General features: G+C 35.0%; 11 protein-coding genes. All 11 read right to left on the bottom strand.

Annotated features, from left to right (window positions below; translation table 11 throughout):
* Nucleotides 1-421 precede the first annotated feature (421 nt).
* A complete protein-coding gene (gene queG, locus ACNRYB_RS07835) occupies nucleotides 422-1,345 on the bottom strand; it encodes a tRNA epoxyqueuosine(34) reductase QueG (RefSeq protein WP_473729715.1) in 924 nt (307 codons plus the stop codon).
* Complete coding sequence (locus ACNRYB_RS07830) at nucleotides 1,345-2,691, bottom strand: cytochrome P450 (protein ID WP_473729714.1); 1,347 nt, start codon at nucleotides 2,689-2,691, stop codon at nucleotides 1,345-1,347. Before ACNRYB_RS07830 ends, queG begins: the two co-directional genes overlap by 1 nt.
* An 11-nt stretch (nucleotides 2,692-2,702) precedes the next feature.
* The gene (ruvB, locus tag ACNRYB_RS07825) at nucleotides 2,703-3,725 is read right to left on the bottom strand and encodes a Holliday junction branch migration DNA helicase RuvB (RefSeq protein ID WP_111379234.1); all 1,023 of its coding nucleotides are present in this window, start codon (nucleotides 3,723-3,725) and stop codon (nucleotides 2,703-2,705) included.
* 106 nt (nucleotides 3,726-3,831) lie between these two features.
* A complete protein-coding gene (locus ACNRYB_RS07820; RefSeq protein WP_008466848.1) occupies nucleotides 3,832-5,634 on the bottom strand; it encodes a cytochrome c oxidase subunit I in 1,803 nt (600 codons plus the stop codon).
* Nucleotides 5,635-5,664: 30 nt separating this feature from the next.
* Nucleotides 5,665-6,855: a cytochrome c oxidase subunit II gene (locus tag ACNRYB_RS07815; protein ID WP_129748550.1), complete on the bottom strand. Its 1,191-nt coding sequence runs from the start codon at nucleotides 6,853-6,855 to the stop codon at nucleotides 5,665-5,667.
* A gap of 19 nt (nucleotides 6,856-6,874) precedes the next feature.
* Entirely contained in the window at nucleotides 6,875-8,269 is a 1,395-nt protein-coding gene (locus ACNRYB_RS07810) for a quinol:cytochrome C oxidoreductase (protein ID WP_473729713.1), read from the bottom strand.
* A 27-nt stretch (nucleotides 8,270-8,296) separates the two neighbouring features.
* Nucleotides 8,297-8,842, bottom strand: a complete 546-nt coding sequence (locus ACNRYB_RS07805) for a c-type cytochrome (RefSeq protein ID WP_129748548.1) — start codon at nucleotides 8,840-8,842, stop codon at nucleotides 8,297-8,299.
* Nucleotides 8,843-8,850: 8 nt separating this feature from the next.
* Nucleotides 8,851-9,375 carry a DUF3341 domain-containing protein gene (locus tag ACNRYB_RS07800; RefSeq protein ID WP_008466841.1) on the bottom strand — a complete coding sequence of 175 codons (525 nt, stop codon included), beginning with the start codon at nucleotides 9,373-9,375 and terminating at the stop codon, nucleotides 8,851-8,853.
* Nucleotides 9,368-10,771 (bottom strand): NrfD/PsrC family molybdoenzyme membrane anchor subunit, encoded by a 1,404-nt coding sequence (gene nrfD, locus ACNRYB_RS07795; protein WP_008466839.1) that lies wholly within the window; start codon nucleotides 10,769-10,771, stop codon nucleotides 9,368-9,370. The genes ACNRYB_RS07800 and nrfD overlap by 8 nt, the downstream gene beginning before the upstream one ends.
* Nucleotides 10,772-10,805: 34 nt before the next feature.
* Nucleotides 10,806-13,856: a TAT-variant-translocated molybdopterin oxidoreductase gene (locus ACNRYB_RS07790; RefSeq protein WP_473729712.1), complete on the bottom strand. Its 3,051-nt coding sequence runs from the start codon at nucleotides 13,854-13,856 to the stop codon at nucleotides 10,806-10,808.
* A gap of 32 nt (nucleotides 13,857-13,888) precedes the next feature.
* On the bottom strand, nucleotides 13,889-15,223 hold the full coding sequence (locus ACNRYB_RS07785) for a cytochrome c3 family protein (protein WP_473730236.1): 1,335 nt from the start codon (nucleotides 15,221-15,223) through the stop codon (nucleotides 13,889-13,891).
* Nucleotides 15,224-15,379: the final 156 nt, after the last annotated feature.

Below are 15,379 nucleotides of genomic sequence, written 5' to 3'. Positions count from 1 at the left end.
GATTTTGAGAAACTTGAAAAAGTTTTCCCGAGACTTACACAAAAAAAGGACATTATGTAGACCATGACATTGTATAAAAAAGACTAAAAAAGTCTTTCTGGTTTTAAATTAAGTAGATTTGGAAAGTGCGAAAGTATATCGCGAAATCAAATCGAACCTTATTATTCCGACAAAGTGCACATAAAGTCGTCAAACAACAGTTTTTAACAATTGTTCATCGATTGAAAATCAATTTTTTGTAAATATTTGACAACGAAATAGCTGAATTTTCTTAAATAATTATAATAATTTAGAATTCTTACAGAATTTATTGACAATTAAGTAAATTAACGTAAGAAATAAAAAAGATAAAGAAAAAGCACATAACCAACAAAGCAATTGATAGTCAATACTTTAAAACAAAACTACAAATACCAAAATGCTATTTTAAAAAATTGATATTGCGTTTTAAACCGCCAAATTTGGTTCTTTTGATAGGGGAATTTTTAAAGACTGTTCGAAAAGTCTCCTCTGTAATTTCTAACCAGTCTTTTTTAGTAAAAGAAAGCAAGTCTGGATTCGGATTAAACAAAGGTTCTGAGTGTGGTTTTGAAAATCGATTCCACGGACAAACATCTTGGCAAGTGTCACAGCCAAACATCCATTCATCAAATTTTCCTTTCATTTCTTCTGGAAGATTTTCTTTTAATTCGATGGTATAATACGAAATACATTTACTGCCATCTACAATGTAAGGAGCTACAATTGCCTGCGTAGGACAAGCATCAATACAAGCTGTACAAGAACCGCAATGATCTGTGACAGCATAATCATATTCTAATTCTAAATCAATAATAAGTTCGGCTATGAAGTAAAAAGAGCCTACTTTTTGAGTAATCAAATTACTGTTTTTTCCTATCCAACCCAAACCGCTTTTGGCTGCCCAAGCTTTATCTAACACCGGTGCTGAATCGACAAAAGCACGTCCAGAAACTTCTCCAATGTTTTCTTGAATCGAGTGAAGAAGCTCTTTTAGTTTATCTTTAATTACAAAATGATAATCCTGTCCGTAGGCATATTTAGAAATCTTAAAACTTTCATCATTTTGAAATGAATCTGGATAATAATTAAGCAAGAGGGATACGACACTTTTACCATCATCAACCAATAAAGTCGGATCTAAACGTTTGTCAAAATGGTTTTCCATATAAGCCATTTGACCATTTCGATTATTTTTTAGCCAATTTTCAAGTCGAGGCGCTTCTTCCTCCAAAAAACCAGCTTTAGAAATACCGCAAGAAAGAAAACCAAGTCTTTTGGCTTCTTCTTTTATAAATTTCGAATATTTTTCTTTAGAATTAATCATTATCTCTCAGAAAAAACAACTTCAATACCAACAGGTTTTAAGGTAATCAAAGGATTAAAATTGATCGTATTTCGTACTGAAACAACTTTATATTTTTTGATAATATGACAAATCGCTAAACACATTTCATAAATAGCAAAACCAGTACCAATGCACATTCTTGGTCCTGCTCCAAAGGGATAAAAATATTGCATAGACTGTTTTTTTTGTTCTCCTAAAAAGCGGTCTGGATTAAACTGATCTGGATTATCCCAATATTTTGGATTTCGATGTAATTCATAAAAAGAAACTCCAATCAAAGTATCTTTTTTGATAGTAAATTTTCCTAAAACGTCATCTTCTACGTTTTGTCGGTCTGTAATCCAAGCTGGCGGATATAAACGCATTGATTCATTCAAAACTGCATTTATATAAGTCATTTTTTGGAGCTGCTCTACAACATTCTCACTTTCCGATTCAACTTTAAGAATTTCTTCAAATACTTTTTGCTGTACATCTAAATGACTTCCTAACAATTGCAATGTAAAAGTCAAAGCATTTGCAGTTGTTTCATGTCCAGCAATAAATAGAATTTTTATTTCATCTATTAATTGTTCAACAGACATACCCTTGCCAGTATCTTCATAGCGAGTTTCCAAAAGCATGTTCAGTAAGTCATTCACTTCATTTTGAGAAGCAATTCTTTCTTCTATAATACCTCTAATAATTGCATCGTTTTCCTTTGCCAATTGAAGATGCTCTTTTACCTGTCCACTAATCGAAAACCACCATGCTTTATGTGGCAATCTAATTTCTTTAATTAGAAAATTCTGGACTGCTTCAATAATATATTTTATACGGTTAAGTTTTTCTTCTTCAATAGAAAATTGAAATAATGATTTAGCGACAACATTAAATGCTACCTCACTCATCATAGGAAAAAGATCAACTTTTTTATCAACAACAATTTCTTTTAGCTCAGAAACGATAGTTAGTTTCATATTATCAACTAACTGATTCATTTTTTGCTTATGAAAAGCAGGCTGAATAAGCCTTCTTTGTTTCAGCCAAAATTCTCCATCAACCGTTAAAAGACCTTTACCTAAATATTTAGAAAGATAAACAGACTGGAATTTAGATTTATAATAATTCTTCTGATTTTTCTGTAGTATATATTGAGCAACATCATTATCTCTTGATAAGATAATGTGTCTTGATTTTCCTATTCGTATAGAAAAAGAATCTCCAAAACGATCAAAATATTTTTCATGATAAGGTATAGGATTTCTACGGACTCCTTCTGCATCAACAAAAAATCTTAGAATAGAAAGTTTTGGCGGATAATTATATTTTTTACTTATAGACATTTCTATATGTGTTAAAATAATTCTCCCTGATTATTTGTATTTACTTTTCCAAGATGTTTATAAGCCTTATCCGTAACTTCTCTTCCACGAGGTGTTCTCATTATAAATCCTTCTTGTATTAAAAAAGGTTCGTACACTTCTTCAATAGTTTCACTACTTTCGCTAACCGCCGTAGCTAAAGTTGAAAGTCCAACCGGCCCTCCTTTAAACTTATTGATAATCGTAAGTAGTATTTTATTATCCATTTCGTCCAGACCGTGAGCATCTACATTAAGTGCTTTTAAGGCATATCTAGAAATTTCTATATCAATTCTTCCGTTCCCTTTTATCTGCGCAAAATCACGAACTCTCCTTAATAAAGCATTTGCGATACGAGGAGTTCCACGGCTTCTTCCTGCAATTTCAATAGCCGCCTCTAGATCAATAGGCATTTTTAATATAGAAGCGCTTCTTTCAACAATAGTAGTTAAAAGTTCAGTAGTATAATATTGTAATCGAGAAGATATTCCGAAACGGGCACGCATTGGAGCAGTCAATAATCCTGATCGCGTTGTCGCTCCAATCAAAGTAAAAGGATTCAAGTTAATTTGAACCGTTCTTGCATTTGGCCCCGATTCAATCATAATATCAATCTTGAAATCTTCCATCGCAGAATACAAGTATTCTTCAACAACAGGACTAAGTCTATGAATCTCATCAATGAACAAAACATCTCTTTCGTCTAAGTTTGTCAGCAAACCAGCCAAATCGCCAGGTTTATCCAATACTGGACCAGAAGTAATTTTAATACCAACTTGTAACTCATTGGCTAAAATATTTGCCAAAGTAGTTTTTCCTAGACCTGGAGGACCATGAAAAAGGGCATGGTCAAGCGCTTCTCCACGCTGGTTGGCGGCAGCAACAAAGACTTTCAAATTTTCCAAAACTTGATCTTGTCCGGCAAAATCATCAAATGACAGCGGACGCAATCTTTTTTCAAGATCTAACTCTTCTGAGTTATATCCTTTGGTAGTAGGATCTAGATTTTCATTCATCCCACAAAGATATATAAACTAATCAGTTTCTAAAATAGTTAAACTGAACGATTAAAACTTTAACTAAACAAAAAAGGCTGTCATTTCTGACAGCCTTTGATTATTTCTAGTGGTGTAAAACTTCTTCACCTTCTTTCATTGGTACATTTTGAGGAACAAAATCTACATCGTGATTAGGGTTACTGTAGTCATACGGCCAACGATATACGTGAGGAATTTCTCCTGGCCAGTTTCCGTGAATATGCTCAACTGGTGTAGTCCACTCTAAAGTTGTAGATTTCCATGGGTTTTGAGTTGCTTTCTTACCGTAGAAAATACTGCTAAAGAAGTTGTATAAGAATACTAATTGGAACGCACCTCCAACAAGAGCAAATGTTGTAATTAAAACATTCACATTTTGCAAATCATCAAATAATGGGAAGTTTGTATTAGTATAATAACGTCTTGGTAAACCAGCTAATCCGATAAAGTGCATTGGGAAGAAAACTCCATAAGCACAAACTGCAGTTACCCAGAAGTGGATGTAACCTAAGTTTTTGTTTAACATTCTTCCGTACATTTTAGGGAACCAGTGGTAAATACCAGCAAACATTCCGTAAAGTGCAGAGATACCCATTACTAAGTGAAAGTGAGCAATTACGAAGTAAGTATCGTGAACGTTAATGTCTAATGTACTATCTCCTAAAATGATTCCTGTTAAACCTCCAGTGATGAAAGTAGAAACCATTCCGATAGAGAATAACATCGCTGGGTTGAATTGTAAGTTACCTTTCCATAAAGTTGTAATCCAGTTAAATGCTTTTACAGCAGAAGGGATTGCAATCAATAAAGTTGTGAAAGTAAATACAGACCCTAAAAAAGGATTCATACCTGAAATAAACATGTGGTGACCCCAAACGATAGTTGACAAGAATGCAATTGCAAGAACTGACATAATCATCGCTCTATAACCGAAAATTGGTTTACGAGCATTTGTAGCCATAATTTCTGAAACAAGACCCATCGCTGGTAAGATTACGATGTAAACCTCAGGGTGACCTAAGAACCAGAATAAGTGCTCAAACAATACTGGAGAACCTCCTTGGTAGTGTAAAACCTCTCCTGCAATATAGATATCAGATAAGAAGAATGAAGTACCAAAACTTCTATCGAAAATCAATAATAAAGCTGCAGATAATAAAACTGGGAATGAAATAACACCAATAATAGCTGTTACGAAAAATGTCCAGATTGTAAGAGGAAGTCTAGTCATAGACATTCCTTTAGTTCTTAAGTTAAGTACAGTAACAATGTAATTTAAAGATCCCATCAATGAAGATGCGATGAAAATAGCCATAGATACTAACCATAATGTCATACCTGTTCCAGATCCAGGAATTGCTTGAGGCAATGCACTTAATGGAGGGTAAATTGTCCATCCTGCAGAAGCTGGTCCAGCTTCAACAAATAAAGAACATAACATTACAACTGCTGATAAGAAAAACAACCAGTATGAAATCATATTCATAAATCCAGATGCCATATCTCTTGCTCCAATTTGAAGTGGAATCAATAAGTTACTGAATGTTCCACTCAAACCTGCCGTCAGTACAAAGAATACCATGATGGTACCGTGAATTGTAACTAAAGCCAGATAAATATCATTTGCCATTACACCATCAGGTGCAAATTTATCTCCTAATAAAACATTAAATATTTTGAAAGACTCTTCTGGCCACGCTAATTGCATTCTAAAAAGCAAGGACATTGCAATCCCAATTACTCCCATAACAATACCAGTAATCAAGTATTGTTTAGCAATCATTTTGTGATCAATACTAAAAATATATTTAGTAATGAACGTGTCCTTATGATGATGTTCGTGCTCGTGATCGTGTCCGTGATCGTGACCGTGCGCTTCTGCTGACATATATTTGTACTTTAAATTTTCTTAATAATATTATTTCATCGCAACTTTAGCTACAGCAGCTTTAACAGTATCAACAACTGTTTTAACAGTATCAATTACTTTTGCAGCAGTATCTGTAGTTGGTGCAGCTCCTTCAGCTGGTTTCTCAGCAGCAGCTGCCGCTTTAATATCTTGAGCTAAAGTAGTTTTCTCACTTAACCATTTTTTGTAATCCTCTGGAGTATCAACTACAACTTTCATTTGCATATTGTAGTGAGAAGCTCCACAAATTTTATTACATAATAATAAATAATCAAATGTGTAAGGATCTAAAGCTGTACCCCCTTTTGCAACTAATTCAGCGCTTTTTTCAGCTCTAAGTTTGTTGATGTGCGCAACTTTTTCAACCATAAATGGTAACTCTCTATATTCTGCAGTAGTATAAGTTGGAACGAAAGCAAATTCAGTAACCATACCTGGAACACAGTTCATTTGTGCTCTAAAGTGAGGAAAATAAGCAGAGTGCAATACATCCTGAGAACGCATTTTAAAGTGAACTTTTTTACCTTTAGGGATGTGTAATTCTGAAACTACAATATCATCTTGAGCATTAGGATCTGACATATCCACCCCTAATGTATTAACTCCTTCAATTAAACGTACGTTAGCTTTACCTAAAACATTGTCTTGTCCAGCATATCTAGCCGTCCATTTAAATTGTTGAGCATATAATTCGATTTCGATTACATCTTCATCTTTATCAACAAACATAATGTTATTCCAAGCATACAATCCGTAAAGGATCAAACAAGCTAAAACAACAGATGGAATAATACTCCAGATTGCTTCAAGTTTATTACTATCAGCAAAGAACAATGCTTTTCTATCTTTATTTCCTCTATTTTTAAAAGAAAACCAGTAAAGCAAACCTTGCGTAATAACTTGAACTGTAAAGATTAAAACCCAAGTAATATTCATTAAATTATCTACTAAACCACCGTGCTCAGAAGCAGGAGTATGAAGTACCAAATTACCCCATTTTAGTAAACCATAAATCGTAAATATATAAATGAAAGCTAAAAAGCCAAACATAATATATCCCTGAACGTTATTGTCATTATCTGATGCAACCTGAGAATCATCAGAAGACGATCCCACCTGAGTAAGATCAAATATCTTCGTCAATTGCCATAATGCAACCGCTAATAAAACTAAAACTATAATTACCAACAAACTTGTCATCTGTTTACTTCTTTAAATATTAATAATGAAAATGTTTACTTTCTTCGATGAAAGGATTTCTTTTTGCAAGCAAAGGAGATTTAGTTAATGCAGTAAATACAACAAATATAAATAAACCTAAGAAGAAAAGAATCGATGCAATTTCAGGAACTCCAATAAACCATTTGTCTCCTACTGTACCAGGCATAATCATATTAAAGAAATCAACATAATGACCTAATAATATTACAATACCTGCCATTACAACAACCCAGTTAAGACGTTTGAAGTCAGTATTGATTAATATTAATAATGGGAAAACAAAGTTCATAACAACCGCTCCAAAGAAAGGAAGGTTATATAATTGAATTCTTGTTACAAAATAAGTTACCTCTTCTGGAATGTTAGCGTACCAAATCAACATGAATTGAGAGAACCATAAATAAGTCCAGAATACACTAATACCAAACATAAACTTAGCTAAATCATGGATATGACTTGTATTTACATACTCTAAATATCCTTTAGATTTTAAATAAATTGTTACTAATGCAATAGTAGTAATACCACTTACGAAGAAAGAAGCAAATACATACCAAGCAAACAATGTACTAAACCAGTGTGGGTCAAATGACATAATCCAATCCCAAGCCATGATAGACTCAGATACGATAAAGAATACTAAGAATCCTGCAGAAGCTTTGAAGTTCTTTTTGTAGTAAAGATCATCATTTGCTTCATCTTGTGCTAAACAGTTTTTTCTTGAAAAGTGACGGTATAAATTCCATCCTAACAAAAAGATAGCTGCTCTTACAATCCAGAAAGGAAAGTTTAAATAACCAGATTTTCCAGCAATAATAGCATCATAATTAGCATTTTTAGGATCTGTTACACCCTCTCCTAACCAAACAAAGATATGGTTGAAGTGCAATCCGCATAAAACTAAGATGATAAAGAAGATAACAGAACCAGCTGGTAAATAAGCTGTGATACCTTGCATAACTCTAAACAAAACTGGAGACCAACCTGCTTGAGCAACTTGTTGGATAGCATAGAAAGCCAAAACTCCCATTGAAAGCAGTAAAAAGAAAATACAAGCTACATATACAGCAGACCAAGGCTTATTTTGCAATTGGTGTAATACGTGCTCTAAATGTTTTTCGTGCTCATTTGCACCAGAAACTTCAGCATGTGCAGCTCCTTTGTGAGCGTCATGTCCAGCTTCAGCAGCTTCATGATGACCTGCTTCTTTGTGAGATGCCTCCGCTTTTTCTTCATGTGCAGCACCATGTGAACCATGTTCATCTGCAGCTAGTATTTTTTCAACTTCTTGAATATCTTTTGGTGCACTTAAAAAACCATACCCAATTCCTAATAAACCAACGGCCATTAAGATGATAGAAAAAGTTTTTAATTTACTTGAAAATGTATACATATCTATTACGATCAGTTTGTTCAACAATTATAATTGGCTTTTTAGTTTCAGAACATAGTCAGCAACTAACCAACGTTCGTGAGCACTTAATTGATTTGCATGTGAACCCATTGCATTTAAACCATAAGTCTCAACATGAAAAATACTTCCTTCAGTGATCTCTCTGTCTTTATAGCTAGGTACTCCAAGAAATTTTTCTCTTTCAACCAATTTACCTTTACCGTTACCAGCAGCACCATGGCAGCTAATACAGTAAATTTCGAAAAGTTCCTTCCCTTTTCCAGAGTTTTTCTCTTCTTCTGTCAATGGAGATTTTAAATTAGCTTTTGCTAATTCATAACCAGCCGTTGAATTTTCATATTCATAAGGTTCAAAACCTCTATTGATAGTTCCTGCAACAGGAAGCTGTCCTTCTTTTCCTCCCTTAAATATTTTTGCTTCTGAATATGGCTCGTAAGCAACAGACTCATACATATTTGGGAAATACTGATAGTTCGGTGCCGAATTATTGTGGCAAGATGAAACTAAAATAGTTATACCAACTAAAAGTGTTATTTTATATATCCTTTTCATAGCTACAATTAATTCTTTTCTATTACTTTAACTTCAACAGCTCCAGTTCCTTCAAAGAAAGAAACTAATTCAGCTTCGTTATCATTTACAGCAACCTCCATTAAAAAGTGGTCATCAGTTGTTCTTACATCTGGGTTTTCAGCTTCTTTAAAAGGCCATAATCTACTTCTCATGTAGAAAGTAATTACCATTAAGTGAGCTGCAAAAAACACAGTCATCTCAAACATAATCGGCACAAAAGATGGCATATTTTGGATAAAACTAAAACTTGGTTTACCTCCAATATCCTGTGGCCAGTCATGAATCATGATGTATCCCATCATTGTTGTTGCAACAGAAATACCAACACATCCATATAAAAAAGCACATATTGCTAATCTTGTTGGTGCTAATCCCATGGCTTTATCCAATCCGTGAACTGGGAATGGAGTAAAAACCTCTTCAATATGATGATGAGCAGCTCTAGTTTTCTTTACTGCATTCATCAAAACGTCATCGTCATTATAAATGGCGTATATAACTTTATTACTCATGATGTGAATCTTTACTGTTTGCTCTTTCTCTAATATAATTATCTCCTGTTCCTTTCAAAATTGTTTTAACCTCTGCCTGAGCAATTACAGGGAATGTTCTAGAGTATAATAAAAACAATACAAAGAAGAAACCAATTGTTCCAATGAAAATTCCAATATCAACAAATGTTGGTGAGAACATTGTCCAAGAAGATGGAAGGTAATCTCTATGTAAAGAAGTAACAATAATTACAAATCTTTCAAACCACATACCGATGTTTACTACAATCGAAATGATGAATGAGAACATGATACTTGTTCTTAATTTTTTGAACCACATGAACTGAGGAGAGAACACATTACATGTCATCATTGACCAATATGCCCACCAGTAAGGTCCAGTAGCTCTATTTAAGAATGCATATTGCTCATATTCTACACCTGAATACCAAGCTACGAATAACTCAGTGATGTAAGCTACACCAACGATAGATCCAGTAATCATGATAATGATGTTCATTAACTCGATATGCTGTAATGTGATGTATGCTTCAAGGTTAGACACTTTTCTCATAACGATAAGCAATGTGTTTACCATCGCGAATCCAGAGAAAACCGCTCCAGCAACGAAGTATGGAGGGAAAATTGTTGTATGCCATCCAGGAATTACAGAAGTAGCAAAGTCCATAGATACAATTGTGTGTACAGAAAGTACAAGTGGAGTAGCTAAACCAGCTAATACTAAAGATACTTCTTCAAAACGCTGCCAGTCTTTTGCTCTACCGCTCCATCCAAAACTTAAGATAGAATAAACTCTTTTGTTAAAAGGAGTAATAGCTCTATCACGAAGCATTGCAAAGTCAGGTAACAAACCAGTCCACCAGAAAACTAATGATACTGAAAGATACGTTGAAATCGCGAATACGTCCCAAAGTAAAGGTGAGTTAAAGTTTACCCATAAAGATCCAAATTGGTTTGGAATAGGTAATACCCAGTATGCTAACCATGGACGTCCCATGTGAATGATTGGAAATAAACCTGCTTGTACTACAGAGAAGATAGTCATAGCTTCTGCAGAACGGTTAATGGCCATTCTCCAACGTTGACGGAAAAGTAATAATACCGCAGAAATTAATGTTCCAGCGTGACCAATACCAACCCACCAAACGAAGTTAGTAATATCCCAAGCCCAGCCAACTGTTTTATTTAATCCCCATGTTCCGATACCGGTAGATACGGTGTAAATTATACAACCTAACCCCCAAAGGAAGGCTATTAATGCGATTGAAAATACAATCCACCATTGCTTGTTTGCAGGCCCCTCAACAGGTGCAGCTACATCTACAGTTACATCGTGATAAGATTTATCACCTATAACTAAAGGTTTTCTAATGGGTGCTTCGTAGTGAGACGACATAATCCTTTATATTGTTTCTTAATTAATAATTTTACTAAGTATTTCTAACTTTAACATGGTAAACCACATTAGGTTTTGTACCTACATGCTCTAATAAGTGGTATGATCTTTCATCAGCAGCTAATTTGGCAACTTTACTTTCTTTATCATTTACATCACCAAATATCATCGCTCCTGAAGAACAAGCACTAGAACAAGCTGTTTGGAATTCACCATCTCTAACTGGACGGCCTTCGTTTTTAGCTTTCAATTTAGTTGCTTGTGTCATTTGGATACACATAGAACATTTCTCCATAACACCACGAGAACGTACGTTAACGTCTGGATTAAGAACCATACGTCCTAAATCATCGTTCATATGATAATCGAACTCGCTGTTTTTGTTGTATAAGAACCAGTTAAAACGACGTACTTTATATGGACAGTTGTTTGCACAGTAACGAGTACCAACACATCTGTTGTAAGCCATATGGTTTTGCCCCTCACGACCGTGAGAAGTTGCAGCAACAGGACAAACTGTTTCACAAGGTGCGTGGTTACAGTGTTGACACATTACAGGTTGGAATGCAACTTGAGGATTATCTCCTGCTTTTTCCATTTCATTAAATGTAGATAATGAACTAGATAAACCGGCAATTCCTTCTTTTCTTTCATTATCACCTTCAAAAGTACTTTCAGAAGAATAGTATCTATCGATACGTAACCAGTGCATATCACGGCTTCTTCTTACCTCTGCTTTACCTACAACAGGAACGTTGTTCTCAGCGTGACAAGCGATAACGCAAGCTCCACATCCAGTACAAGCATTTAAGTCAATTGAAAGATTGAAGTGGTGACCAGTTGTACGATCAAATGATTCCCATAAATCTACAGTAGTAGCCTCAACCTCTTGGTGATCTAAAGATACCATTGGTTTTTCATTCCAATGTTCAGCATCTTTAGTATTGAATATTTCTAAAGTAGTTTCTTTAATAATATCTCCTCTACCCATTAAAGTTTTCTGACCTTGAACACAAGCAAACTCGTGTACTCCTCCAGCTTTTACTATAGATACAGATTGAACATTATTGAAACCTTTATATAAAGCGTAAGCATTTAAACCTACTTGCATTTCTTCTTTTAGAGCTGCTTTACGTCCATATCCAAGAGCTAGACCGATAGTACCAACTGCTTGACCTGGTTGAACGATAACTGGAACATTTTCTAATTTAGTTCCGTCAACAGTAATAGTAGCATAACTACCATTTAAACCTCCGTTTGCAACAATTTCGTTAGTCAAACCAAGTTTTTTAGCATCTGCATTAGAAACTGTTACATAGTTATCCCAAGAAACTCTTGTGATTGGATCTGGAAACTCTTGCAACCATGGGTTGTTAGCATGTTGTCCATCTCCTAATCCTGTTTTAGTATATAATACTAATTCAAAATCACCAGCAGATTTAGATTTTGCAACCGCATTTGCAGCAGTAGCAGCATCAATAGCTCCTCCTGATAATGCTGAAGCTCCTAAAACAGCAACACCATCGTGCAATACTTTATTCCAAGAAGCACCTGCAGTATAAGCTCCAGAATTTGCTTTTAAGTAGTCATAATAAGTACCTGCAGTACCGTTTACTGACAATAAAACATCTTGAAATTGTTTTGTATTGAAGATAGGACGAATTGTAGGCTGAGTTAAACTATATGTTCCGCTTGTAAGCTCAAGATCTCCCCAAGACTCTAAATAGTGAGGAGCTGGCGCAGCAATTGAAACAATTGATGCAGTCTCATCTTCTTTTAATGAAAATGCAACTGATGTTTTAACTTTTTTCAATCCAGATACAAAAGAAGCTGAATCAGCTAAAGTATAAACTGGGTTAACTCCACTCATAATTAAAGTATGAACACTTCCTGCATTCAAATCTTTAATTAATTGTGCAACTGCAGCATTAGAACCTTTTCTAATTTGTCTTGCTCCAGCAGTACTAAAAGCTTCACTAGCCAATACTTGATTGATAGCCAAAACTAATAATTGAGCATTTTTATCTTCAATTCCAGATACTAAAACTCCTTTTGAACCAGCAGCTTTAAGCTGTTGAGCAGCCTTTACTACTTCAGTTTTAAAGTTTCCTTCTAAAGTTACAGGAACAGAAGCACCTACAACAATATTATAAATTTGAACTAAAGCTTGCTTTTGAGCAGCTACAGTCATTGGAACACGCTTATCAGCAGCAGCTCCAGATAATGTCATGTTTGATTCAAACTGAAAGTGACGAGACATTTTTCCGTTTTGAGGAATACGTCCTTGTGCATATCCAGCATCATATCCTCCACCTTGCCAGTCTCCTAAGAAATCAGCACCAACAGAAACGATTAAAGAAGCTTTTGAAAAATCATAATCAACTAAAGCTCTTTGACCATAAACAGCTTCAAAAGCATCTAAAGCTTCAGATGAAGAAACTGCATCATATACAACGTGCTTAGCGTTTGGATTTTTTGCAATAAACTCGCCAATTAATTTTTCTGTAGATGGACTTGCTAAAGTATTAGTTAACAATACTACTTGACCGCCTTTAGCTTTAGCATCTGCTAAACTTGATTTGATTTTCAAATCAACCGCTGACCAAGAAGAATTTTGACCGTCTACTTTTGGCTCTTTCAAACGAGCGCTATCATACAGACCTAAGATAGATGCATGAATTCTAGCATTCGCAGAAAATTTAGCTCCAGCAATTGTATTGTTTTCAATTTTAATTGGACGACCCTCACGAGTTTTCACCAAAAGATTCGCAAAATCAAATCCATCAAAAACTGTAGTTGCATAGTAATCTGCAACACCAGGAATGATTTGCTCTGGTTGTAATACATAAGGGATAGACTTGTGAACCGGACCTTCGCAAGCAGCTAATGTTACAGCCGCCGTACTAAACCCTACGTACTTTAAAAAGTCACGACGTGAAGTTCCTGAAGTAGATAAAGCCTCAGCATTACCTAAAAACTCATCAGTAGGAATTTCTTCAACAAATTCGTTATTTCTAAGCGCCTCAACAATAGAGCTATTTTCTAGCTCCTCAACACTTTTCCAGTATTTTTTGTTTGATGACATTGTATATATATATTAAAATCTTAATAAATCGATTAATAGTGGCATTTACCACACTCTAAACCTCCCATTTGCGCTGCAGTTAACTTCTCTACACCGTATTTTTTAGAAAGTTCAGCATGAATTTTGTCATAGTAAGCATTACCTTCCATCTTAACATCAGTTTTTCTATGGCAATCAACACACCATCCCATTGTTAATTTAGAGTATTGCTTCATGATTTCGAATTCTTGAACTGGTCCATGACAAGTTTGACATTCAATACCAGCAACAGAAACGTGTTGAGAGTGGTTGAAGTAAACGAAGTCAGGCAAGTTGTGAATACGAACCCATTTTACAGGCATTGTTTTTCCAGTATAAGCTTGTTTAGCCTTATCCCATCCAACAGCATCATATAATTTTTGGATTTGAGCATCGTAGAACGCTTTGCTGTACTCAGGAGTAGCAGTAGTTTCAGCAACCTCAGAAATGTTTTTATGACAGTTCATACAAACATTTAAAGAAGGAATACCAGCTGTTTTACTTACACGAGCAGCAGAGTGGCAATATTTACAATTGATTTCGTTATCACCAGCGTGAATTTTGTGAGAGTAGTGAATTGGCTGAATTGGCTCATAATTTTGATCTACACCTACCTGCATTAAGTATCCGTAAACAAAATAACCACTAGCCAAAAGCAAGAAGATTGCAGTTACTAAAACCAAGAATTGATTTTTAGCGAAAGCTTTCCAAATTGGAAGTCTTGCTTCTTCTGGAGCAATCTCAATACCGTTTTTATTTGCAACTTTAGTTAAAACTTTGTTTACCATAAACAACATCACAACTAAAATAGCCATTACAAGAGCAAGAGCTCCTAAAATAATGTTATTTGAAATAGCACCATCCTGAACATTTGTTCCAAGAGGAGTTGCAGCACCTCCCGCAGCCGCAGCAGGTTCAGCTTTAGGCTCAGAAGTATACGCTATGATGTTATCAATATCTCCTTCAGACAATTGAGGAAACGAAGTCATAACAGCTTTGTTATTTTCCTCAAAAAGTTTAACAGCAACAGGATCACCTGACTTAATCATGTCAGAACTGTTATGCACCCACTTGTAAATCCAAGCCATATCATGCTTAGAAGCAACTCCCCTTAAAGCAGGACCAGTTGATTTAGCATCTAATTTGTGACATGCAGCGCAATTTGCATTAAAAAGTTCCTTCCCTTTTACTGGATCACCGCCTCCTGCAGCTGGAGCAGCCGCAGCAGCCTCAGGCGCCGCCGGAGCAGCAGCATCTTGAGCAAATGAAGTTAGGGAGAAAATTAACGTTAGCGATAAGCCAAGCAGCAATTTTCTTGAGATCGAATTATGGTTACCCACCTTTTTCATATAGTATAAATAATTGTCTACTAATTTTTGGTATGATTTTTTCTGTACTAAATCCAGCAAAAACCTATACCCTCTTTTAAAACTTGCACAAAAATACGACTTATGAGCTATTCTCAAAACCTTAAAATAGTCTTAATTATCAATTTATATCAATTC

The organism is Flavobacterium sp. CR10 (assembly GCF_055814415.1).
Note: the sequence above shows the minus strand (reverse complement) of the source record. Positions and strands in the feature narration are given on the sequence as shown.